Origin of the sequence: Acidiphilium sp. PA (genome assembly GCF_026191915.1) — a bacterium.
Classification (GTDB): Bacteria; Pseudomonadota; Alphaproteobacteria; order Acetobacterales; family Acetobacteraceae; genus Acidiphilium.
On the sequence record NZ_JAIMBY010000009.1, the window covers coordinates 88450 to 110806 of the forward strand.

Here is a 22357-nt window from a genome sequence, read left to right on the forward strand (position 1 = left end):
ATCGCTCCGTGGTTCGGTTGAGGCGATGCTGGCAGATTTGGGACGCTTGCGTGAGAGGGCAGCACCGTCTTTTTTGTGCGTGGCCGCATGCCCGCAAAAGACCCGTGACCCAGATTAGAAAAAGTTTTTTGCTTCTCTTTTTCAAAAAAGACGCCCTACCCTTCCTTGCCCCACGCGGCCCGGCGTGATCGAATCAGAGCATGACGATAACAGCGCGGGCGTCTCTAGCAGGTGTAATTGGTTGGCCGGTGGCGCATTCGCGTTCGCCGTTGCTGCATGGCACCTGGCTGGAACGGCATGGGATCGATGGGGCGTATGTGCCGCTGGCGATCCGGCCGGAGGATTTCGCGACCTGTGTGCCGGCTCTGGCGCGGATGGGGTTTGCCGGCGCCAACGTGACGATTCCGCACAAGGAGGCGGCGTTTGCCTTGTGCGATGAGCTGGCACCCAGCGCGCGGCGGGCGGGGGCGGTGAACACGCTGGTGTTTTCCGACGGGCGGATTGTGGGCTCCAACACCGACGGGGCGGGGTTCATGGCGAATCTGCGGGCGCATGGCGTCGATCCGGCGGCGGGGCCTGCACTGGTGCTCGGCGCCGGGGGTGCGGCGCGGGCGATCGGCGCGGCGCTGCTCGATGCCGGGGTGGTCGTGCATTTCTGCAATCGGACCGGGGAGCGCGCGGCGCGGCTTGCGGCGCAGATCGGCGGCGGTGTGATCGGGTGGGACGATCGGGCGGCGGCGCTGGGGGATCACGCGCTGGTGATCAACACGACATCGCTCGGCATGGCGGGGCATCCGCCCCTCACGCTCGATCTGGCGCGGGCGCCTGCGGGTCTGGCGGTGGCGGATATTGTGTACGTGCCGTTGGAAACGCCGTTGCTGGCGGCGGCGCGGGCGCGCGGGCTGCGGACGGTCGAGGGGTTGGGGATGCTGTTGCACCAGGCGGTGCCGGGGTTTGCCGCGTGGTTCGGGGTGACGCCGATGGTCGATGAGGCGCTGTATCGCGCGGTTGCCGGCGATTTGCTGGCGTGAAGGTGATCGGCCTGACCGGCGGGATCGGGATGGGCAAATCGACGGTGGCCTCGATGTTTCGCCGCCGTGGCGTGCCGGTGTTCGATGCGGATGCGGTGGTGCGCCGGCTGCAGGCGCCGGGTGGCGCGGCGCTTCCGGCGATTGCAGCCGCGTTTCCCGGGGTGGTGCGCGGCGGCGTGCTGGATCGGGCCGCGCTGCGGGCCATGGTGCTGGCCGATGGCGCGGCGCGGCGGCGGCTCGAGGCGATCATGCATCGGATGGTGCGGCGCGCGGAGGGGCGGTTTCTGGCCGCGGCGCGGCGCCGGCGGGTGCGGGCTGTGGTGCTGGATATTCCGTTGCTGTTCGAGACCGGTGGTGAGCGGCGGGTTGATGTCGCGGTGACGGTTTCGGCCCCACGATCGGTCCAGGTGGCGCGGGTGCGCCGGCGCGGGCTGGCCGAGGCGGAGATTGCACGGATCATTGGACTGCAGATGCCGGATGCCGAGAAGCGCCGGCGGGCGGATATGGTGATTTTCACCGGATTGTCGCGCGGGGCGACAGTGCGGGCGGTGCAGCGGTTTATCGCGCGGGTGTTGCCGTGCCGAAGATTGAGCTGATGCTGCCGGTCAGCCGGGCGGCGGCGGGCCGGGCGATCTCCTGCAGCGGCGTGGATCAGAGCAGGCCGACAAACTCCGTTTCGAGTTTGTTCCGGTCGGAGGCGATGCCGATATGCTTGGACTCGCGCTTGGCTTGATGCGCGACTTCCATCAACGCGATGGCCTGGCGGATCACATCGGTCTTGGTGGCGCCGGCGGAGGCGGCAATGGCATCGAGCCGGTCGTTCAACTCGGGTGAGACCAGCAGGTTCAGACGTACTTTCTCGGCCATGGTGGATCTCCTTGGTAGTTATTATATGTATAATCAGGTGATTTTTATGTCAATAATATATGTATAATCGACGTCGATCATGCTGGTTGAACCGGAGTCCATGCCGGCGCAAGACTCGTTTATGACGCGCTCAATTCTGTTCGACACCGAGACCACCGGCCTCGATCCGCTGCACGGGGATCGGGTGATCGAGGTCGCCGCGATCGAGTTGTATAACGATCTGCCGACCAATCGTACGTTTCACCGCCTGATCGATCCCGAGCGCGATATTCCGGGCGATGCCAGCCGGATCCACGGCATCACCAACGCCGACGTTGCGGGCAAGCCGAAATTTGCCGAGATCGCTGCCGATCTGCTGGCGTTTTTCGGTGATGATCCGCTGGTCGCGCATAATGCCGCGTTCGATTTCGGGTTCCTCGATGCCGAGTTCGGCCGGATCGGGCAGCCGCCGCTGGACCGGGGCCGGATGATCGATACGCTGGTACTGGCCAAGGCGCGGTTTCCCGGCATGCCGAACAGCCTCGATGCGCTATGCCGGCGGTTCGAGATCGATCTGTCGGCGCGGACCACCCATAATGCGCTGCTCGACTGCAAATTGCTGGCGGAGGTCTATGTCGAACTCACCGGCGGGCGGCAGCGCGGGTTCGACCTTGCAGCCGATGCGGGGCTGACGCTGGTGGAATATCAGCACAGCGGCACGCGGACGGCGCGGTTGATGCCGGTGAGCGACGATGACCGCGCCGCGCACGACGCGTTCGTGGCGACGATCAAGGATGCGGTCTGGCGGCGGGAATAAGGGCTCTTTTCTCTCAAAAAGAGCCCTGTCTTTACCTGTTTATGGCCCAGATCGCGAATGCGTAATTGGTCGCCATCAGTTTGAGCGCATCGAACCGCCCCGCAGCGCCGGCATGGCCGGCAGCCATGTCGATTTTCAGCAGGATCGGCGCATCGCCGGTTGTGAAATCGCGCAGTTTGGCGACGAATTTGGCCGGTTCCCAATAGGTCACGCGCGGGTCGGACAGGCCGCCGGTCGCCAGCAGCGGCGGGTAGGCGCGCGGTCCGATATTGTCATAGGGCGAATAGGCGGCAATCGTGTCGTAGGCGACCGGATCGATCAGCGGGTTGCCCCATTCGGGCCATTCCGGCGGGGTGAGCGGCAGCGTATCGTCGGAAATTGTGTTGAGCACATCGACGAACGGGACCGCCGCGATCACGCCGGCCCACAGATCGGGGCGGAGATTATAGACGGCTCCCATCAACAACCCGCCGGCGGACCCGCCATGAGCCACGATGCGGCCGGGTTTGGTGTAGCCCTGCGCGATCAGATGCTCAGCCACCGCGATGAAATCGGTGAAACTGTTCATTTTCTTCGCGCCACGGCCGTCGAGAAACCAGTTCCAGCCTTTCTCGGTGCCACCACGGATATGCGCGATCACATGGATCCAGCCGCGATCGACCAGGCTGAGGATGTTTGACTGGAACCATGGCTCGATCGCGATTCCATACGAGCCGTAGCCGTACAGATGCACCGGCGCCGATCCATCGAGCTTCGTGTCCCGGTGCAGCAGTATGGTGACGGGAATCGTGGCACCATCCGCCGCGGTCGCGGTCAGGCGGCGGGTTTCGTAGTGCGCCGGATCGTGACCGGAGGGGATTTCCTGCGATTTCCGCAGGGTCCGCTCACCACGCGGGATATCGTAGTCGAACCATTGGCGCGGCGTGGTCGGCGATGAATAGATGTAGCCGACCGTCGCGGTGTCGAACTCATAGCCCGGATCGAGGCTGAGCACATACGCTGCCTCGTCGACCGCGATGGCGGTTTCGGTGCCGCCACGCGTGCGAATGATGATGCGGTTGTTCGCCTCGATCCGCTCGACCCGGATCAGATAATCCCGCAGAACCATGGCAGAAACGATGAACCGGCCCGGCCGATGCGCCACGATGTCGCGCCATTGCGCGCGGCCCGGGGCTGCCAGCGGTGCCTCGACCAGTTTGAAATCGACCGCGCCATCGGCATTAGTGCGGATTACCAGCCGATCCGCCCAGTCTTCGACCTCATAGCGCAGGCCCGGGGTGCGGGGCTCGATGACGACCGGCACCGCCGTCGGGTGATCGGCCGGGATGCGCCAGACCTCGCTGGTTTCCTGGTTGCCGCACGTGATGAAGATCGATCCGCCGGAGGATGACGCCTCGACACCGATGAAAAAACCCTCGTCCGGTTCCTCATAGACCAGATCATCCCTGGCCTCGCCGATCGCGCGGCGGAAAATGCGCGTGGGGCGGCCATTGTCGTCGCGGAAGGTCCAGAACAGGTAGCGCGAACAGGGTGACCATGCGAAATTGCCGGAGCAGGATTCAATCGGGTCGGGCAACAAGGCGCCAGTCGCCAGCGATTTGACGCGGACCTGATACACTTCCGAACCCTGTGTGTCCTCCGCATAGGCGAACCAGGCATGATCCGGGCTGTGCCGCGCGCCGATCACGCGGTAATAGGCATGGTCCTTCGCCTCTGCGTCGGCATCGAGCAAAATCGTCTCTGCGCCGCCTGCGCGCGGTGTGCGCGCATAGACCGGATGCTCGGCGCCCGCATCATACTGCCGATAGTAGGTGAACGCGCCATCCGGCTTCGATACCGACGCATCATCCGGCTTGATGCGTGATTTCATTTCGGCCCGCAATGTTTCCTGCAGGCTGTCGGTGCCGGCCAGCACACCGGCAGTATATGCGTTTTCCGCGAGCAGATGCGCGCGGATATCCGCACGCAGCGCCCCGGGGTCACGCAACACCGCCTGCCAGTTGTCGTCCTTCATCCAGGCATAATCGTCGGTCCGCGTGCGGCCGAGCTGCTCGATCCGCTTCGGCTGACGCACCGCAACCGGCGGCGTAAGGGACGGCATCACAACGTCGTTCATCGGAATATCCTCAAAATTCGGGTCATCATCGCCCGCATCCAGCCCGCCACGCAACAGACCCGGCCAGGATCGCCGCGCCAGCAGTTGCGCCCGGATCAACAGCACCGTAAAACACGGGACAGCGCGGGTATGATGTAATGGTAGCCTGTGAGCTTCCCAAGCTCGACGCGCGGGTTCGATTCCCGCTACCCGCTCCAGATCGACGGATATCTGGCTTGATTGGCTGACCAAGGAGACGGTCATGGGGCTTTGCCCGCTGGCCTCCGTTAAAGGCGGCGCCTTTGCAATCCATTCGTTTCAGTCCACGGGAGGGCGAAGCGCCTTGGCCTTCTCTTTATCCCGCCGATCGTGCCAGTTTTCCATCATCCGCAGCACGGCGGCGGCGGTTTCTTCGATCGAGCGACGGGTGACGTTGACGGTGGGCCAGCCGCGACTTGAGCACAGGCGGCGGGCCCAGAGCAGTTCGGCTTCGACGGCGTCTTCATCGATATAGTCTTCGTGATCGCGTTGAAAGGCCGCCCCTGGCGTGGTGCTGGCGCCGAGCAGGCGAAGGCGGTGGCGGCGGATTTCGATCAGGGGGGCGGCGTCGATGAACAGACCGATCACGGGGCAGCGTGGTTCATCGAGCACATCGGGGACGGCGATGCTGGGGACCAGCGGGATATTGGCGGCTTTGACGCCGCGATTGGCAAGGTAGAAGGCCGTCGGCGTTTTCGAGGAGCGGGAGACGCCGACCAGAATGACATCGGCTTCGGCGAGGCCGCGCATCGCCTGGCCATCATCGTGCGAGAGTACGTAGTGCATGGCGTCGATCCGGCGGAAGTAATCGGCATCGAGCACGTATTGCCGCCCAGGCGTCGCGCGGACCGGGGTGCCGAGCTCATCGGCCAGAAGTTTGAACACCGGGTCGAGCATATGGAGCAATCGCAGGCCGAGCCGTTCGCACGCCTGGGCGAGCTCGCCGCGCAGGGCTTCATCGACCAGGCTGGACAGAACCGGGCCGCGTTCGGCTTCAATCCCTTCGAGCACGCGGTGCAATTGCAGGCGCGAGCGGATCAGGCTCCAGCGATGCAGGTGGATATCGGCCCCCTCGAACTGCGCGGTCACCGCACGGGCGACGGCGTTGAGCGTGTCGCCGGTGGCATCCGAAACGAGGTGGAGATTGAGCCGTTTACCGTCCATTAACTTCTTCATAGCGTGGATAACTCGGCGCCGGATAGGGCCGCCGGTGGAGAAGTGGGATAACTCCGGAATCCCGATTCGCTGTGGATTGTTGTGAGCGGGTGTTTATGCGAATGTGGAAAAATCCAGGGTTTGACGTAGAATCAGCCGATTAAAAGCGGACTCTGGCTGTGGATAAGTTTGTGTATTGTTGTGGGGTGAGCGGGGTTCCACATGATTCACAGGGTTAACTTCCACAACCATTTCTTAATCTAAAACATTTAAAAGGTAGTCCGGGTCCATGACGGGGAAAATGATCGATCGGCCGGTTTTGCAGGTGCTCGCAGGCGAAGCAATCTGGCCGCCACCGGTCTGGCTGATGCGTCAGGCGGGGCGGTACCTGCCGGAGTATCGCAAGCTGCGGGCAACCGCGGGCAATTTCATTGCCCTGAGCACGACGCCGGCCATGGCAACCGAAGTAACGTTGCAACCGGTCCGCCGCTTCGGCATGGACGCCGCGATTCTGTTCAGCGACATTCTGATCCTGCCCTGGGCGCTTGGGCAGAAGCTGCGTTATGCCGAGGGTGAAGGTCCGCTGATGGAGCGGATCGAGGACGTCGCCGGGCTGGATGCGCTCGATCTGAACCGGTTGAAGCCGGGCACGGAATCGGTGATGGAGACTGTTTCGCGGGTGCGGGCCGATCTGCCGCCGCGCTGCACCTTGATCGGGTTTGCCGGCAGCCCGTTCACGGTTGCGTGCTACATGCTGGATGGCAAAGGCGGCAATTTCGCGCGGACGATGCAGTTGATCTACAGCGATCCGGGGCTGGTGGCCGCGGTGATCGAGCTGGTGACAACCGCGACGGTGGATTATCTGTCCTGGCAGATCGAGGCCGGGGCGGATTGCGTGATGCTGTTCGATTCCTGGGCCGGTTTGCTGCCGCCCGATCTGTTTCGTGCGCATGTGATCCATCCGACGGTCCGGATTGTCGATGCGTTGCAGGCGCGGCACCCGGATGTGCCGATCATCGGATTTCCGCGTCTCGCGGGGTTGATGGCGCTGCCCTACATCGCCGAAACCGGCATTGCCGGGTTCGGCATGGATACCGGCACGGATGCGCCCACCCTTGCCCGATTGCTGCCGCGCAAAGTGGCGTTGCAGGGAAATCTGGACCCGTTGCTGTTGCGGGCGGGCGGGGTTTCGCTCGATCATGCGGTGGAACGAATCGCCCGCGAAATGGCCGGCATGCCCCATATTTTCAACCTTGGCCACGGTATCGTGCCGGAAACGCCGCCCGAGCATGTCGCCACGTTGATCGAACGGCTGCGGTCGCTCGAACCGGCACCGCTTGAGGAATCCCCGCGAGCCGCTACTTCAGGTTCATGAACGACACCGAACCCGTCCTGCCCGCGCGCACAGCGATTGTTCTGTTCAATCTGGGGGGCCCGGATGGGGCGGACAGTATCAAGCCGTTCCGGGTCAATCTGTTTTCCGACCCCGCGATTATTCGTGCGCCGATCTTCATCCGGTTCTGGCTGGCGCGGCTGATCGCGGCCTCGGCACAGAGCAAGGCGGAGGAAGGCTATGCGCTGATGGGCGGCAAATCGCCCTTGCTCGAACTCACCCAGCGCCAGGCGGATGCGCTGGAGGCGAGCCTGCCGGGGTCGAAATGTTTCATTGCGATGCGCTACTGGCACCCGTTCGCCGGCGAGGTGGCGCAGGCGGTGAAGGCCTGGGCGCCGGAGCGGATTTTGCTTTTGCCGCTCTACCCGCAGTTTTCCACCACCACCACCGGCAGTTCGCTGGCCGATTGGCACGACGCGGCGGCAAAAGCCGGTCTGGTGGTGCCGACCACGACGTTGTGCTGCTGGTACGATGATCCGGCCTTTGCCGCGGCAATCGCCGGGCTCGTGATGGGCACGCTCGCGACCGCGCGGGCGGAACTGCCGGCGGGCACGCCGATCCGCCTGCTGTTTTCAGCGCATGGTCTGCCGGAGAGCATCATCAAGGCGGGCGATCCGTACCAGGAAGAGGTCGAGGCCTGTACCGAGGCGGTGATGGACGTGATTACCCGCGCCTTGGGCGAACGGGTCGACTACCAGGTATGTTTTCAGTCGCGCGCGACGCCGCAGCAATGGATCGAACCTTCGACCGAACAGGCGATCGAGAAGGCGGCGCATGACGGCACGGCGGTTGTCGTGATTCCGATCGCCTTCGTTTCGGAACATATCGAGACCCTGGTCGAACTCGATGTCGAGTATCGCGAGGTTGCCGAAAAACTTCACCTGCCTGGATATTACCGCGCGCCGGCGCCGAACGACGACCCAGCGTTCATCGCCGCCCTGGCGGGGATCGCGCGCCGGGCGATTGCGCATGGCGATGGTTTATGTTCGCATCGCGGCGGTCGGTCCTGCACTGTGCGCAACAGCGATTGCCCTTGGGCGCGGTATCGGGCACTCGTGGCGGCATGAGCCGAAAATTCGACCTGGTGATTTTTGATTGTGACGGCGTGCTGATGGACAGCGAGATCGTCTCGGCGCGCGTGGTCGCGGCGGATATGACCGCGCATGGGCTGCCAACCACGCCTGAAGCGGCGATGGCGCGGTTTGTCGGCACGTCGCTGAGGAATATGAAACCGATCATCGAGGCTGAGCGCGGCGCGCCGCTGCCCGATGATTGGAACGACCGCATGGTGGCCAAAATTGCCGAAGCGATGGCCGCGGAGGTCTCGCCGATTCCCGGGGCGCGCGCGGTGCTCGAACGGTTGAACGCGCTGGGCATTGCGTGGCGGATCGCATCGAATTCGGCGGATGAGGAAATGGCGGCGAAATTCGGCAAGACCGGGTTTCTCGATCTGACCGCCGGGCGCACGCATAGCGCGCCGCGTCTGTTCGCGCGGGGCGGCCAGCCGAAGCCGGCTCCCGATGTGTTTCTGGATGCCGCCCGCGCCGAAGGCGTGCGGCCGGATCGCTGCGTGGTGATCGAGGACTCCCCACCGGGCGTGATCGGTGCGGTGGCAGCGGGTATGATTTGTTACGGATTTGCGCCGCATGGCGACGGGGCGCATCTGCGCACGGCGGGGGCGCATGGCATCATCGATCGGCTCGATCTTGTGCCGGGTCTGGTGATGGCCGCGAGCGTCAACGCATGACGATCGGGTTTCTGGCTCCTCTCTATCGCTGGGAGCTGGCGTTTCACGTGATGTCGATCATCGCGTGGATGGCTGCGCTGTTCTATCTGCCGCGTCTCTATGTATACCATTGCCAGGTCGCACCCGGATCGCTGGAGTCGGCGCGGTTCAAGGTGATGGAGCGGCGGTTGCTCAAACAGATCGCGACACCGGCAATGATATCGTCCTGGGTGTTCGGCATTCTGCTGATCCTGACGCCAGGCGCCATTTCATGGTCGGCGCCGTGGTGGTGGGTGAAGTTCGTCAGCGTGATTCTGATGAGCGGGTTTCACGGCGCGCTGTCGAAATGGCGGAAGAACTTCCTGAACGATCGTAACGTGAAGCCCGAGCGGTTTTATCGGATCGCCAATGAGGTGCCGACGATCCTGATGGTGATCATTGTCATCATGGTGTTTGTCCAACCGTAACGTTCGCGGGTTCGGGCTCGTTCGTCTTTTCCACGACAACATTATGCCGGATCGGCCGGCGCCGGCGTGTTGCCGATCCGGTACGGGCGTACCTGTTGTACGATATTCAAAGCGCGTGTCGGTTCCATTCAATACATGAACGGCTCTGCAATTGAAGAGTGCTGCCGTGGCCGACCCGAAACAAAAAAGGTCGCCGCAGTGGGCAGGGGTTGGTAACAAGGGTAACAAACGAACGCGGCTTGGCTCTCATTCACTGTTATCGTGGAGGTCTTTTGGCGTGTTTATAGTGTTGGAGCAAGGCCGTTACTGCAGTGCGCTGCTGCGCGACTTGCATGATTGCGGCTGTGGAACGCGGCTCGACCCCTGCTTACGCCCTGGGCAAACACTCGGCCGGCGGCATCCGGCTCAACGTTTTTCTTTGCACGGTCTGGCTTGGTAGGGGGTCAGGCGGTTCGAACGTCGCACGTCAGACCGTGTCGACGGATGTTTTGACTTTCAAGGACGACAATCAATCAAGAACAGTGAGGCATCAATCTAATGAAACGGATATCAATGCGCGCGCTTCTTTGCGCGGGATTCGGCGTCGTGGCGATGACGGCCGCGGGTGGTGTGGCACAGGCTCAGGTCAGTGTACCGAAAATGAAGATCGATGGTGGCCCGCTCGGCACGCTCGATCTGAGCGGCGGCATCGACGGGTTTTTCTACGGCTACTCGGGTGCCGGTACCAACAGCTTGTTCGGCAACGGTAAATCGGTTGGCGCCGAACCGCGGGTTGCCGACATCAAGGTGGTGAAGCCGACCGGACTTGTGCAGTTCACCATCGAAGTCAAACCCGATGATTCGGTTTATTTCGGTATCCACCCGAGCCCGATGACCGCGACCACCTTCACGCTCGGGCCGGTATACGCCGCGTACGTGACGCTTGCGCCGACGCCGGCGCTGAGCATTTCGGTCGGTCAGATCTATTCGCTCGAAGGCTGGGAGTCTTCGACCGACTGGAACAACGCCAATCTGATCGATTCCTCGCTGTACTATGTCGAGAACTCGTCGAGCCGCGGCGTGTCCGCAACCTACACCGTGGGCAAGCTCTCGGCCACGGTGAACTATGGCGACGGGTTCGACAGCGGTGTTTTCAACGTGGTGCAGGGGCTTGCCACCTACTCGTTCGATGCAAACAATGCGCTCTCGCTTTACGGCACGGTGAATTTCGGCCGGACCGGGCCCAATACATTCGCGTATGGCAACGGGACGACCGGCATCGGTTATCCGGGCTATAATGCAGCCTATGTGAATTCCAACATGGCCGGCGCGTACTACGACTATACCAACGGCAATTTAAACCTCATCCCCGAAGTCCAGTATGTCTACTCAAAGGTCGACCATAAGATCGGCCTCGACAAATTCACCAGCAATTTCGGTGCCGAGCTGATTGCGAACTACACCTTCCCGAAAACGCCATGGTCGGTCGGCGGCATGGTCAATGCGTTCTCCAATGTCGGCCCGCAGGCCTGGTATCTGAACGCACATTCGGCCGGCGTTGCGGTCGGTATCACGCCGACTTGGCAGAAGGGTCATTTCTTCGTGCGCGGTGAGGCAGGGTTGCTGCATCTGACCAGCATCGGCTCGGGCCCGGCGTTCGGCAGCAACGGCACCGGCCGCAACCAGGTGATCGGCATTCTCGGCGCGGGCTTCGTATTCTGAAACCGGTGGTCCCGGAACGGTCCCGGGACCCATGATTGCGACGGACGGCAGGGCGGCGTATCGAACGAGGTGCTGCCCTGCCTGAAGTTCAACCTTTCGAACATCGAGGATAACGACATGATTGATGCTTTCACGCCCGGCCGCCGTACCGTTCTGAAGCTGGCCGGGGCGGGCGCTGCCGGCGCGCTTCTGCCGGGCGTCGCCGGGGCGGCTTACCCCGCCGCCCTGGTCAAGGCGGCCAAGGCGGAAGACGGTCTGAATACCATCGCGCTGCCGCCCGACTGGGCGAACTATGGTGCGATTATCAGCACCTTCGAGAAAAAATTCGGTATCTCCATCAAGAATGCGGCACCCGACGATACCTCGGCGCAGGAGCTCCAATCGATCCGCTCGCTCAAGGGTCAGTCGCGCGGGCCCGACGTCGTCGATGTCGGCCTGTCGTTTGCGCTCGATGGCGCGAAAGAGGGGTTGTTCCGCCCCTATAAGGTTTCGACCTGGAGCAGCATTCCGGCGTCGATGAAGGACCCCGGTGGTCTGTGGTACGGCGATTACTTCGGCCTCGTATCGTTTGGCGTCAACATGTCGGTCGCCAAAGTGGCGCCGCGGACCTGGGCTGATTTGAAGAAGCCGATCTACAAAGGCATGGTTGCCCTCAACGGCAGCCCGCTCGGCGCTGGTGCGGCGTTCGCCGCGGTGTTTGCAGCGGCGCTGGCAAACGGTGGTTCGCTCGATGACATCATGCCCGGCATCGCGTTTTTCGCTGACCTCGCCAAACGCGGAAATTTCGATCCTTCGGCAGCGACCTCGGCGAGCCTGGTCTCCGGCCAGACGCCGGTGGTGGTCAACTGGGATTACCTCAACCTCGCCCAGGCCAAGGGTTCGAAGACGATGACCAAGATCGAGACGATTATCCCGGCCGATGCCAAGCCCTATGGCGCGTTTTATTGCCAGGCGATCAGCAAATTTGCGCCGCACCCGAAGGCCGCTGAATTGTGGCAGGAATTCATCTATTCGGATGAAGGCCAGTTGCTCTATCTCAAAGGCTTCGCGCACCCGGCACGCTTCTCGGAAATGGCGAAATCGGGCGCCATTCCGAAGTCGATGCTGGCGGAACTGCCACCGGCGAAACCCTATGGCGAGGCGCTGTTCGCGACGATCGAACAGACCAAGAAAGCGCAAGCCGCCCTCACCGCGAACTGGACGAAAATGGTCAAGGCGTGAGCCTGCGGCCTACCAGACCCGCCGGGCCGCTTGCCCGGTCCGGCGGGTTGTTCACCCTGGTCTTCATGGCGCCGTTTCTGCTGTATGTAACGGCGTTCCTGATCCTGCCGACCTTGATGCTGCTCGCCACCGCGTTTCTCGGCAAGCACGGCCCGACGCTGCATTACGTCGCCGCGCTGGGCGAAGGGCAGACCGTCGTTGCGTTCCGCAATTCGATTGAACTATCGGCATTGGCCGCCCTGGTCGGGCTGTTGGTCGGCGGGCTCGCCGCCTATTTCGTGCTGCGCCCGGGCATGCCGCGCGGATTGCGCTCGCTGGTCACCACCTTCGGTGCGGTCGCCGCGAATTTCGCCGGCGTGCCGCTGGCGTTTGCGTTCATCGCGACACTCGGCAGCCTCGGCATGATCACGGTCTGGTTCAAGGACATTGGCGTCAACCTGTACGGCATGGGGTTCACGCTCTATTCGATGCCGGGACTCGTGCTGGTGTACGCCTATTTCCAGGTGCCGCTCATGATCATCGTCATCACCCCGGCGCTCGAGGCGCTGCGGCGCGAATGGCGGGAGGCGGCGGAGAATCTGGGTGCCTCCACCTGGGACTACTGGCGGCACGTCGGTCTGCCGATCCTGCTGCCTTCACTGCTCTCGGCTTATATTTTATTGTTCGGCAACGCGTTCTCGGCCTATGCGACCCCCTATGCGCTGACCTCGGGCATCGTGGCGCTGGTGCCGGTCGAGATCAGCAATGTTCTGTCAGGCAACGTGATGGTATCGCAACAGACCGGTGCCGCGCTCGCGCTGGGGATGATCGTGGTGATGGTCGTGGTGATGGGTATTTACGCGCTGATCGCGCGCCGGGTCGGCCGCTGGGTGAAGCGATGAGCCGGCGAACCCATAATCTGATCCCCGGCCTCGGGCTCGGCGTAATCGGACTGTATTTCGTAATCCCCCTGGTCGCGACCGGCGCGTTCAGCCTGTGGGAGGGCGGCGACAAATACGGACTCGCCGCCTATGCGGCGCTGATCCATCAACCGAAACTGTGGCAGAGCCTCGGGCTTTCGGTGCGGCTTGCGATTCAAACGATTCTGGTCGGGCTGGTGGTGCTGGTGCCGGCGGTGTTCTGGCTCAATCTGCGGGTCCAGCGGCTGCGGCCGTTGTTCGATTTCCTTTCGGTGCTGCCCTTCGTGGTGCCGCCGATCGCGCTGGTCGCCGGCATGACCACGCTATACACCGGGCCGGACTGGTTCGTCGGCACGGCGAATTATCTGGTGGTGCCTTATGTGATCCTGGCGCTGCCCTACACCTATCGTGCGCTCGATGTCGGGATGCGCGCACTCGATCTGAAAACATTGACCGAAGCCTCGCAGAGTCTCGGCGCCGGCTGGATGACGTTGATCTTCCGCGTGGTGGTGCCCAACCTGACCACGGCGCTGATCGGTGCTGCGCTGCTGACCATCGCGATCGTGATGGGGGAGTTCACCTTTGCCAATATCCTGCTGTTTAATACGTTTGCGGTCTATATCGACTATGTCGGCCAGACCTCGGCAACCCAGGCGGCGGCGCTGACCTTGCTGAGTTTTCTGATCACCTGGTTGGCCATGCTGGGCGTGTTGTTCACCGGGCGTGGCGGGCGCGGCCAGGTTCAGATCGGTGGGGCGCGCTGATGAGCTATCTGCAGCTTGATGCCGTGGCGAAGCACTACGGCAGCCGCACCGTCCTGCGCGATGTCTCGATCGATCTGAAAGCCGGCGAGTTCGTCTCGCTGCTCGGCCCGTCCGGCTGCGGCAAGACGACACTGTTGCGGATCGTGGCGGGGTTCGATCAACCCGATTCGGGCCGCGTCGTGCTGGAGGGGCGCGATATTTCGGGCCTGGCGCCGGCAAAGCGGCAGATGGGCATGGTGTTTCAGGCCTATTCGCTGTTTCCCAACATGACCGCGCAGGAGAACGTGCAATTCGGCCTGCGGGTGCGCCGGCAGGATGCGACGACGCAACAGAAACGCGCGCGCGAGTTGCTCGAACTGGTCGGCCTCGGCGAGCATGCCCAGAAATATCCGCATCAGCTCTCCGGCGGGCAGCAGCAGCGCGTCGCGCTGGCACGTGCCTTGGCAATCAGCCCCGCCCTGCTGCTGCTCGATGAGCCGCTGTCCGCCCTGGATGCCAAGGTGCGGGTACAGCTGCGCGATGAAATTCGCCGGATCCAGCAGGAAACCGGTGTCACCACACTGTTCGTCACCCACGATCAGGAGGAGGCGCTGTCGATCTCGGATCGGGTGGTGGTGATGCACGATGGGGTGCTCGCACAGGTGGGCGAACCGGCGGCGATCTACGGCGAGCCTGCCAATATTTTCGTGGCCCGGTTCGTCGGTGCGGTCGCCGAACTGCAAGGCGTGGTGGCGGATGGTTCAGCCGGCATGGTCACCGTGCTGGGCCGGCAGGTTGCGGCAAACCGCGCGCGCGGCATGGCGGCGGGAACGCGGGTCTACTTCCTGCTTCGCCCCGAAACGGTGCGGCTGGGCCCGCCGGATGCCGCCGGCATGCTGCACGGTACGGTCATCGCGCGCACCTTCTACGGCGCGCTGACCAGCCTGAAAGTCGAAATCGTCGGCGGCTCCGATTGCGTCACCGCGGCGATGGCCAGCGGCGACGCCGTGAACATCGCAATCGGCAGCACAGTCTCGATCAATTGGGACCCAGACTCCCCCCGGCTCCTCGTCGCCTGACAAATAAAAGTTTTCTGGTTCTTTTTTACAAAAAAGAACAACTTGCTTACCCCTGCTCGAAGGACTGCCCATGACCCCCCTACCCCCCGGCGCCATCGAAGCCGCCAAAGCCGCGGCGGACGCCGCGGGCGCCGTCATCCGCCCGTATTTCCGCTCCGGCATCACCGCCGATGACAAATCCGACGACAGCCCGGTCACAATGGCCGATCGCGCCGCCGAACAGGCGATCCGCGCGGTGATGGCCGAGCGGTTTCCAACGTTCGGCGTGATCGGCGAGGAATTGGGCGACCAGCGGCTGGGTCGCTTCAACTGGGTGATCGACCCGATCGACGGCACCCGCGAATTCATCACCGGCCGGCCGACTTTCGTGACGCTGATCGCCCTGGTCGAAGACGGTGTGCCGGTGCTCGGCCTGATTGACCAACCGGTGATCGGCGAGCGCTGGCTTGCCGCGGCGGGCACGCTCGATTTCACCAGCCGGTTCGGCGGCCGCATCGGCTGTCGCAAACGGACCGCGCTGGGGGCGGCGGAACTGTCCTGCACCGGACCCGAATGGTTCGATGCCGATCAACTCAGAGCGTTTCACCGGCTGGAAGCCGCATGTCGCCGCACGTCCTGGGGCGATGACGCCTATGCCGCCGGGCTGGTGGCACTCGGCGAGATCGATGTGATCGCCGAGGCCGGGCACAAGCCGTGGGACTGGGCGGCGTCGGTGCCGATCATCGAGGCGGCCGGCGGCATGATGTGCGACTGGTCCGGCAACAAGCTGCGTCTCGATGCCGCCCATGATGGCACGGTGCTGATCCTGGGTGATCCGTCGCTGCGCGATGCGGCCCTCGCGGCGTTGCGGGGCGGCTGATGCTGATCGCGCATCTGACCGATCTGCACGTACGCCCGTTCGGCCGGGCGGCCAACCGCGTGGTCGAGACCAATCTGATGGTCGAGCGGGCGATGCGCCAGGTCGCCGGCTATGCACCCGCGGCGGTGATCATCACCGGTGATCTGACCGAGAACGGATTGCCCGAAGAATATACCGAATTGCGCCGCCTGCTTGAGGGACGGCTCGCCTGCCCGGTCTATGTGGTGCCCGGCAATCACGACCGGCGGGGATCGCTGCGCGCCGCGCTCGGCGGGTGGCCGGGTGTGGGTGGCGGCTCTGAATTCGTGCACTACGCGACGGATATCGGCCCGCTCCGCCTGATCATGCTCGACAGCGTGGTACCGGGTGCCGGCCATGGCGAACTCTGCAGCGAACGCCTGGAATTTCTGAAAACCGAGCTCGATGCGGCGCAGGATCGGCCCGTGCTGATCGGCCTGCACCATCCGCCCTTCATGACCGGCATTGCCGCGATGGACGCAATTCCCCTGCGCGCGCCTGAGGCATTGCTCGCACTCATTGCCCGGCACGGCCGGGTGCTTGCGGTGCTGTGCGGCCATCATCATCGGGTGATCATGGCGCAGCACGGCGGGGCGATGCTGCTTGCCGGTGCCGCGATCGGCGGGCATCAGAGCGAGCTGACCTTCGACGCCACGGCACGCCCTTATTTCTACCTCGAACCCGGCGGGTATTTCCTGCTGCGCTGGGATGGATCGGCGCTCACCGCCAACCTGGCAACGATCGGCGATTTTGCGGGACCGTTTCCCTTCGCGGTGGATGCGGATTACCCCGGACGGACCATGGCTTGAGGAGGATGACGATGCGCGAACAAAACGCGGCGAAACGGCCGAATATCCTGATCATCATGGCGGACCAGCTCGGCGCGCGCGCCCTGCCCGCCTATGGCAACAAGGTTGCGTTGACGCCGCGGATCGATGCGCTGGCGGCAGCCGGCGTGGTGTTTGAAAACGCCTATTGCAACGCGCCGCTATGCGGCCCTTCGCGTTACGTGTTCATGTCCGGCCGGTTGGCTTCGAACATCGGCGCCTACGACAATGCCGTGGAATTTCCAGCAACCTTGCCAACCTTCGCGCATCACATGCGCCAGGCCGGCTATCGGACGATCCTGTCCGGCAAGATGCATTTCTGCGGCCCGGACCAGATGCACGGGTTTGAGGAACGCCTGACCACCGATATCTACCCCGCCGATTTCGGCTGGACACCGGATTGGACCGATTTCGAAACCAGGCTCGACTGGTATCACGACATGAGCTCGGTGCGCGATGCCGGCCTGTGCGTGCGCACCAACCAGATGGATTTCGACGACGAGGTGGTCTTCGCCGCGCGCCGCAAACTGTTCGATATCGCCAGGGACGAGGACGACCGCCCGTTCTGCATGGTCGTCTCCCTGACCCATCCGCACGATCCATTCGCGATGACCGCCGAATACTGGAATCGGTACGAACCCGATGCGATCGATATGCCGCGCTACCGCCCCGATCCCAGCACACTCGATCCCCACTCGAAACGAATTCGCCACGTGTGCAATACCGATCGCGAGCCGGTGACGGAAGCCAACATCCGCGACGCCCGCCACGCCTATTACGCCGCGATCTCCTATGTCGACGATCAGATCGGCAAAGTGATGACGGCGCTTGGCGAATGCGGCCTCGCGGACCGCACCGTCACGATGGTCACGGCCGATCACGGCGAAATGCTCGGTGAGCATAATCTCTGGTACAAAATGGGCTTCTTTGAAGACGCCTGCCGCATTCCCCTGATCGTGCACGCACCGGCACTGTTCGCCCCCGCCCGCATCGCTGCCTGCGTATCGTCGGTCGATATCCTGCCGACCCTCACCGACCTCGCCGAAGCCATTACCCCGGCCGCGCAAGGATTGACGATCGATGGCCGGTCTCTGCGCGGCCACCTGACCGGCGCCGGCGGGCACGACGAGGTGCTCGGCGAATACATGGGCGAAAGCGCCATCGCGCCGATCGTGATGATCCGGCGCGGCGACTTCAAATTCATCCGCTGCCCGGCCGACCCCGACCAGCTGTTCAACCTCCGCGCCGACCCCGACGAGCGCACCAACCTCGCCACCAATCCGGATTACACCCAAACCGTCGAAGCGCTTCGCAACGAAGTCACACAGCGCTGGAACCTCGCCACCATCCACGCCGACGTGCTGGCAAGCCAGGCACGCCGGCGCTTCGTCAACGCCGCCCTGCGGCACGGCACCTATCAACCCTGGGATTACCAGCCGATCGTCGATGCCTCGGAACAATACATGCGCAACCACATCAAACTCGCCGACCTCGAACGCCGGGCACGATTCCCGCGGGTTGGGGGGCAGTGAGGCGAAGAAGCAACGCCAGGGGCTCTGCCCCTGGACCCCGTTAAAGGCGGGGCCTTTAAAATCCATTAGTTTTAGGCAAGGGGAGGGCGACCCAGGCCAGATCGACGGAAAGTCCGAGGCAGCGCCCTCCCCTCGCCTAAAACTAGCGGGTTCTAAGGGCTGAGCCCTTAGTGGGGGTCGAGGGGGCAAAGCCCCCCGCCTTGCTTCCTCGCTTCACCGCCCCTACCCGTGCGCATGACCCAACGGCATCGTGCAATGCAGAAATGCGTTTTGGTGATTGGTGGGGTGTCTGATATAGGTTCGTCTTCGGTCATGTTCGCACAATTGTGACCGGTTCGGAGATCGGTGATGGGTACGCAGCCAAAACCGGCCTTACGGCGGCATGAAACGAGGCCGCTTTCGGTCGGACTATTGCTCGCGCAGGATTTTACGTTGTCGGCGTTTTCGTTGTTTGTCGACACGTTGAGGCTGGCCGCCGACGAGTCGGATTATTCACGGCCGATCCATTGCCGCTGGACCATCATGGCTGAGACCGATGCGCCGATCCGGTCGAGTTGCGGGGTTGAGGTATTACCTGGCAGTGGGCTGATCGATCCGGCGCAATTCGATTATGTCGTGGTGGTTGGCGGTATTTTGCACAATCACCCGAAGGCCAACACCGCGTTGTATGCTTATCTGCGGCGGGCGGCGGCGCTCGATGTCAAGTTGATTGGCATTTGCACCGGCAGTTTCATTCTGTGCCGGGCCGGGCTGATGGAGGGTCGGCGGGTCTGTGTGAGCTGGCTGCATTATCAGGATTTCCGTGATGAATTTCCCGATCATGCCGTGATCGGTGACCGGTTTTTCGAGGTCGACGGCGATCGGATCACGTGTGCCGGCGGGGCGGGGGCGGCGGATCTGGCGGCGGCGTTGGTCGAGCGGCATCTTGGCAGCCGGCTGGCGCAGAAACCCCATCAGGTTCTGTTGTTGACACCGATGCGCGGCACCGAAGGTGTGCAGCCGCACCCGCCGATGGCGCATGACGTTTCCGACGAGCAGGTGCGGCGCGCCTTGCTGATGATGGAGCAGAATCTCGGCAATCCGCTGCAGATTTCGATGATCGCGCAGCGGCTGGAGCTATCGACGCGCCAATTGGAGCGGCGGTTCGATGCGGCGTTGGGCAAGCGGCCATCCGATCTCTATCGTGAACTGCGGTTGCGGTATGCTCGCTGGCTGCTCGAGACCACGACGCGCTCGGTGACCGACATTGCGCTCGATGCCGGCTTTTCCGATTGCGCGCATTTTTCCCGCCAGTTCAAGGCGTTGCACGGTCTCTCACCTTCGTTTGCGCGGCCGGCATTGCGCCGCGAAGCGACCGAGTCGACCTGGGGAGACCATGACCGGGTTGCGATCGGCGCTTCGGAATGTGCAGGCCAACGCCCGTTTTGACGCATGATCAGAATGCATGCCTGGTATGATACCATTCAATGATAAACTGACGGGTGCATGTCGCAAAATCTAAAGACGACGATGAGACGACACGTCAGTATTTGCCGGCTGATCTGCGGTTTTTTTGAAAGTCATCGCCATGTCGGATGCCGCTGCCGTATCGATTGCTGATCTCATCGCCCGGCGCCGCGCCGGCTATATGCTGGAGCGGCCATTCTACACGGACCCCGCGATCTTTCAGACCGATCTCGATCTGATTTTTGGCCGGCATTGGATTTTCGTAGGTGTGGAGCCGGATATCGCAGAGCCTGGCGATGTCATGACCGTCAACATCGGCGACAATGCGATTCTGATCTGCCGCGATGACGATGGTGCCATCCACGCGATGCACAATGTCTGCCGCCATCGTGCCGCGCGGCTGGTTTCGACCGAGACCGCCACGGTCGGGCGTCTGGTCTGCCCTTATCATGCCTGGACCTACGGGTTGGACGGCGCCTTGCTGCACGCCGACCACATGGGTGATGATTTCGATCCATCCTGCCACGGTCTCAAGAAGATCCACATCCGGTCGCTCGAAGGGTTGCTGTTCGTCTGTCTGGCCGAGGCGCCGCCCGCCGATTTCGACGCGATGGCAAACATCGTCGGCCCCTACATCGCGCCGCATCAGGTCGCGAATTGCAAAGTCGCCCATCAGATCGATCTGATCGAGGAGGGCAACTGGAAACTCACGATGGAGAACAATCGCGAGTGCTATCATTGCTCACTCAACCATCCCGAACTCACGGCCTCGATCTTCGAATACGGATTTGGTTTCGATGCCGATGAAAGCGATCCCGCACGCATCGCGCAGCGCCGGAATTACGATCTGATGGTGGAACAATCCTGTGCCGCGTGGGACCGTGCCGGGTTTCCGTCCACCGAAATCGGACAATTGGACAACGTGGTGTCCGGCTACCGGATCGGCCGCATGCCGATGGACCGCGATGGCGAGTCCCAGACGCTCGACACCAAGGTGGCGTGCCGCAAGTTGCTCGGCCAGGCCAAGGAAAAACGGCTCGGTGATCTGTCGTTCCATACCCAGCCGAATTCGTGGCATCATTTCATGAGCGATCATATCGTCACCTTTGCCGTCCTCCCGCTGGGACCGGATCGCACATTGCTCCGCACCAAATGGCTGGTCCATCGCGATGCGATCGAAGGCGTCGATTACGATCTCGACAATCTGGTCCAGGTCTGGCGCGAGACCAATCTGCAGGATGGCAGGCTGGTCGGCTTGGCGCAGGCCGGGGCCGCGACCGGCGGCTACACGCCGGGTCCGTATTCGCCGCAAACCGAAGGCCAGGTGGAGCAATTCGTGAACTGGTACGTGCAGCGGCTGGCTGCTCATCTCGCATGAGCGTGGCGGCCCAGAGTATCGCGCTGCGGGATGGTCTGCCGGTCTGGAATGCCGAGATCGATGACGAGCTGGTCTGCGTCGCCGTGCGCGATGAAACGCCGGATGTCCGCACCTTCATCTTCGCGCCGCGCACGCCGGCGCGGTTTCACTATCTGCCCGGCCAGTTCCTCACATTCGATGTGCCGGTCGATGGCGGCAGCGTCAATCGGTGCTATACCATCGCCGCCACGCCGACCCGCCCGGACCGGATTTCGATTACCGTGAAACGCCAGGCCGGTGGCGTGGTCTCGCCCTGGCTGCACGAGCATGTGCGCCCCGGCGTAGCGTTGCGCGCGGTCGGGCCGATGGGCGATTTCAGTTTCGTTGCAGCCCCGGCAGAGTCTTATCTCTTCCTGTCCGGTGGGTCGGGGATCACCCCCCTGATGTCGATGACGCGGGCGCATCACGATCTCGCACCCGAGGCGGATATCGTGTTCCTGCATTTTGCGCGCACCCCCGCCGATATTATTTTTCGAAACGAACTCGCATCGATGGCGCAGATGATGCCGAATTTGCGCGTCATCACCGTCTGCGAGGCCGATGCACCCGGCGAGCGCTGGGGCGGCCTGCGCGGCCGGGTGAGTGCCGCCATGCTGGCGCTGCTGGTGCCCGATCTGCCGCTGCGCATGGTGTTCGATTGCGGGCCGGCCGTGTTCATGACCGCGGTGCGGACCGCGCTCGGCGCGCTCGATTTCGACATGAGTCGCTATCACGAAGAAAGTTTTGACTTCGGCACGATAACGGAAACCCCCGCACCGGCCGAAGCGACCGCGCCGACCGCAACGGGGTTTGCGGTCAGTTTCAGCAAATCGGGCCGCAGCATCGCGGTCGGCGCCGACCAATTCGTGCTCACGGCGGCGCGCAGCGCGGGCATGCGGCTGCCCTCGTCCTGCACCAAGGGCATGTGCGGCACCTGCAAGAGCCGGCTGATCTCCGGGCAGGTGGATATGCAGCACCAGGGTGGCATCCGCCAGCGCGAGATCGACCAGGGCATGATCCTGATCTGCTGTTCCCGACCCCTGTCCGATCTGGTGATCGAGCGCTGA

The 22357-nt window shown here is 63.1% G+C and carries 21 protein-coding genes and 1 tRNA gene; 19 read left to right on the forward strand and 3 right to left on the reverse strand.

The annotated features are described in order from the left end of the window. Window positions 1-200: 200 nt before the first annotated feature. Together AruPA_RS12310 and coaE are read left to right on the forward strand one after the other, a co-directional pair. Window positions 201-1031 carry a shikimate dehydrogenase gene (locus AruPA_RS12310; protein ID WP_265637003.1) on the forward strand — a complete coding sequence of 277 codons (831 nt, stop codon included), beginning with the start codon at window positions 201-203 and terminating at the stop codon, window positions 1029-1031. Next, the gene (coaE, locus tag AruPA_RS12315; protein WP_265637004.1) at window positions 1028-1627 is read left to right on the forward strand and encodes a dephospho-CoA kinase; all 600 of its coding nucleotides are present in this window, start codon (window positions 1028-1030) and stop codon (window positions 1625-1627) included. Before AruPA_RS12310 ends, coaE begins: the two co-directional genes overlap by 4 nt. 55 nt (window positions 1628-1682) lie before the next feature. Here the strand turns inward: coaE and AruPA_RS12320 are convergent, their stop codons facing one another. Next, the gene (locus AruPA_RS12320; RefSeq protein ID WP_265637005.1) at window positions 1683-1898 is read right to left on the reverse strand and encodes a ribbon-helix-helix protein, CopG family; all 216 of its coding nucleotides are present in this window, start codon (window positions 1896-1898) and stop codon (window positions 1683-1685) included. 121 nt (window positions 1899-2019) lie between these two features. Between AruPA_RS12320 and dnaQ the strand changes: the two genes are divergently transcribed. Continuing rightward, the gene (gene dnaQ / locus AruPA_RS12325; protein ID WP_265637006.1) at window positions 2020-2694 is read left to right on the forward strand and encodes a DNA polymerase III subunit epsilon; all 675 of its coding nucleotides are present in this window, start codon (window positions 2020-2022) and stop codon (window positions 2692-2694) included. A 31-nt stretch (window positions 2695-2725) separates the two neighbouring features. On the opposite strand, the gene AruPA_RS12330 is transcribed toward dnaQ, so the two are convergent. Then, window positions 2726-4810 (reverse strand): S9 family peptidase, encoded by a 2085-nt coding sequence (locus tag AruPA_RS12330; protein ID WP_408858599.1) that lies wholly within the window; start codon window positions 4808-4810, stop codon window positions 2726-2728. 123 nt (window positions 4811-4933) lie between these two features. On the opposite strand from AruPA_RS12330, the gene AruPA_RS12335 reads away from it, so the two are divergent. Then, window positions 4934-5007, forward strand: a tRNA-Gly gene (locus AruPA_RS12335). Window positions 5008-5107: 100 nt separating this feature from the next. On the opposite strand, the gene AruPA_RS12340 is transcribed toward AruPA_RS12335, so the two are convergent. Next, complete coding sequence (locus AruPA_RS12340; protein WP_265637007.1) at window positions 5108-5992, reverse strand: pyruvate, water dikinase regulatory protein; 885 nt, start codon at window positions 5990-5992, stop codon at window positions 5108-5110. Window positions 5993-6284: 292 nt separating this feature from the next. Here AruPA_RS12340 and hemE point away from each other — a divergent pair, with 292 nt between their 5' ends. From hemE to AruPA_RS12415, 15 genes are all read left to right on the forward strand, one after another. Then, the gene (hemE, locus tag AruPA_RS12345) at window positions 6285-7358 is read left to right on the forward strand and encodes a uroporphyrinogen decarboxylase (RefSeq protein ID WP_265637061.1); all 1074 of its coding nucleotides are present in this window, start codon (window positions 6285-6287) and stop codon (window positions 7356-7358) included. Further along, the gene (gene hemH / locus AruPA_RS12350) at window positions 7355-8443 is read left to right on the forward strand and encodes a ferrochelatase (protein WP_265637008.1); all 1089 of its coding nucleotides are present in this window, start codon (window positions 7355-7357) and stop codon (window positions 8441-8443) included. Before hemE ends, hemH begins: the two co-directional genes overlap by 4 nt. Continuing rightward, window positions 8440-9123 carry an HAD family phosphatase gene (locus tag AruPA_RS12355; RefSeq protein WP_265637009.1) on the forward strand — a complete coding sequence of 228 codons (684 nt, stop codon included), beginning with the start codon at window positions 8440-8442 and terminating at the stop codon, window positions 9121-9123. Before hemH ends, AruPA_RS12355 begins: the two co-directional genes overlap by 4 nt. After that, window positions 9120-9569, forward strand: coding sequence for a protoporphyrinogen oxidase HemJ (gene hemJ, locus AruPA_RS12360; protein WP_265637010.1), 450 nt, complete (start codon window positions 9120-9122; stop codon window positions 9567-9569). The genes AruPA_RS12355 and hemJ overlap by 4 nt, the downstream gene beginning before the upstream one ends. A gap of 552 nt (window positions 9570-10121) precedes the next feature. Next, on the forward strand, window positions 10122-11270 hold the full coding sequence (locus tag AruPA_RS12365) for an outer membrane beta-barrel protein (protein ID WP_265637011.1): 1149 nt from the start codon (window positions 10122-10124) through the stop codon (window positions 11268-11270). Between the two features lie 117 nt (window positions 11271-11387). Then, window positions 11388-12491: an ABC transporter substrate-binding protein gene (locus AruPA_RS12370; RefSeq protein WP_265637012.1), complete on the forward strand. Its 1104-nt coding sequence runs from the start codon at window positions 11388-11390 to the stop codon at window positions 12489-12491. Beyond that, window positions 12488-13372: an ABC transporter permease subunit gene (locus AruPA_RS12375; RefSeq protein WP_265637013.1), complete on the forward strand. Its 885-nt coding sequence runs from the start codon at window positions 12488-12490 to the stop codon at window positions 13370-13372. The genes AruPA_RS12370 and AruPA_RS12375 overlap by 4 nt, the downstream gene beginning before the upstream one ends. Further along, a complete protein-coding gene (locus tag AruPA_RS12380) occupies window positions 13369-14154 on the forward strand; it encodes an ABC transporter permease (protein WP_265637014.1) in 786 nt (261 codons plus the stop codon). The genes AruPA_RS12375 and AruPA_RS12380 overlap by 4 nt, the downstream gene beginning before the upstream one ends. After that, on the forward strand, window positions 14154-15212 hold the full coding sequence (locus tag AruPA_RS12385) for an ABC transporter ATP-binding protein (protein WP_265637015.1): 1059 nt from the start codon (window positions 14154-14156) through the stop codon (window positions 15210-15212). Before AruPA_RS12380 ends, AruPA_RS12385 begins: the two co-directional genes overlap by 1 nt. Window positions 15213-15282: 70 nt before the next feature. Then, window positions 15283-16071 carry an inositol monophosphatase family protein gene (locus tag AruPA_RS12390; protein WP_265637016.1) on the forward strand — a complete coding sequence of 263 codons (789 nt, stop codon included), beginning with the start codon at window positions 15283-15285 and terminating at the stop codon, window positions 16069-16071. Further along, entirely contained in the window at window positions 16071-16898 is an 828-nt protein-coding gene (locus tag AruPA_RS12395) for a phosphodiesterase (protein WP_265637017.1), read from the forward strand. The genes AruPA_RS12390 and AruPA_RS12395 overlap by 1 nt, the downstream gene beginning before the upstream one ends. Window positions 16899-16909: 11 nt before the next feature. Continuing rightward, window positions 16910-18448, forward strand: coding sequence for a choline-sulfatase (gene betC, locus AruPA_RS12400; protein WP_265637019.1), 1539 nt, complete (start codon window positions 16910-16912; stop codon window positions 18446-18448). Between the two features lie 348 nt (window positions 18449-18796). Further along, entirely contained in the window at window positions 18797-19876 is a 1080-nt protein-coding gene (locus AruPA_RS12405) for a GlxA family transcriptional regulator (RefSeq protein WP_265637020.1), read from the forward strand. Window positions 19877-20015: 139 nt separating this feature from the next. Next, window positions 20016-21272 (forward strand): aromatic ring-hydroxylating dioxygenase subunit alpha, encoded by a 1257-nt coding sequence (locus AruPA_RS12410; protein ID WP_265637021.1) that lies wholly within the window; start codon window positions 20016-20018, stop codon window positions 21270-21272. Next, window positions 21269-22357 (forward strand): hybrid-cluster NAD(P)-dependent oxidoreductase, encoded by a 1089-nt coding sequence (locus AruPA_RS12415; RefSeq protein ID WP_265637022.1) that lies wholly within the window; start codon window positions 21269-21271, stop codon window positions 22355-22357. Before AruPA_RS12410 ends, AruPA_RS12415 begins: the two co-directional genes overlap by 4 nt.

Coding starts and splice junctions, on each gene's coding strand:
- AruPA_RS12310 (WP_265637003.1), top strand. CDS start 201: ATGACGATAACAGCGCGGGCGTCTCTAGCAGGTGTAATTGGTTGGCCG.
- AruPA_RS12320 (WP_265637005.1), bottom strand. CDS start 1,898: ATGGCCGAGAAAGTACGTCTGAACCTGCTGGTCTCACCCGAGTTGAAC.
- dnaQ (WP_265637006.1), top strand. CDS start 2,020: ATGACGCGCTCAATTCTGTTCGACACCGAGACCACCGGCCTCGATCCG.
- AruPA_RS12330 (WP_408858599.1), bottom strand. CDS start 4,810: ATGAACGACGTTGTGATGCCGTCCCTTACGCCGCCGGTTGCGGTGCGT.
- AruPA_RS12340 (WP_265637007.1), bottom strand. CDS start 5,992: ATGGACGGTAAACGGCTCAATCTCCACCTCGTTTCGGATGCCACCGGC.
- hemE (WP_265637061.1), top strand. CDS start 6,285: ATGATCGATCGGCCGGTTTTGCAGGTGCTCGCAGGCGAAGCAATCTGG.
- hemH (WP_265637008.1), top strand. CDS start 7,355: ATGAACGACACCGAACCCGTCCTGCCCGCGCGCACAGCGATTGTTCTG.
- AruPA_RS12355 (WP_265637009.1), top strand. CDS start 8,440: ATGAGCCGAAAATTCGACCTGGTGATTTTTGATTGTGACGGCGTGCTG.
- hemJ (WP_265637010.1), top strand. CDS start 9,120: ATGACGATCGGGTTTCTGGCTCCTCTCTATCGCTGGGAGCTGGCGTTT.
- AruPA_RS12365 (WP_265637011.1), top strand. CDS start 10,122: ATGCGCGCGCTTCTTTGCGCGGGATTCGGCGTCGTGGCGATGACGGCC.
- AruPA_RS12370 (WP_265637012.1), top strand. CDS start 11,388: ATGATTGATGCTTTCACGCCCGGCCGCCGTACCGTTCTGAAGCTGGCC.
- AruPA_RS12380 (WP_265637014.1), top strand. CDS start 13,369: ATGAGCCGGCGAACCCATAATCTGATCCCCGGCCTCGGGCTCGGCGTA.
- AruPA_RS12385 (WP_265637015.1), top strand. CDS start 14,154: ATGAGCTATCTGCAGCTTGATGCCGTGGCGAAGCACTACGGCAGCCGC.
- AruPA_RS12390 (WP_265637016.1), top strand. CDS start 15,283: ATGACCCCCCTACCCCCCGGCGCCATCGAAGCCGCCAAAGCCGCGGCG.
- AruPA_RS12395 (WP_265637017.1), top strand. CDS start 16,071: ATGCTGATCGCGCATCTGACCGATCTGCACGTACGCCCGTTCGGCCGG.
- betC (WP_265637019.1), top strand. CDS start 16,910: ATGCGCGAACAAAACGCGGCGAAACGGCCGAATATCCTGATCATCATG.
- AruPA_RS12405 (WP_265637020.1), top strand. CDS start 18,797: ATGGGTACGCAGCCAAAACCGGCCTTACGGCGGCATGAAACGAGGCCG.
- AruPA_RS12410 (WP_265637021.1), top strand. CDS start 20,016: ATGTCGGATGCCGCTGCCGTATCGATTGCTGATCTCATCGCCCGGCGC.
- AruPA_RS12415 (WP_265637022.1), top strand. CDS start 21,269: ATGAGCGTGGCGGCCCAGAGTATCGCGCTGCGGGATGGTCTGCCGGTC.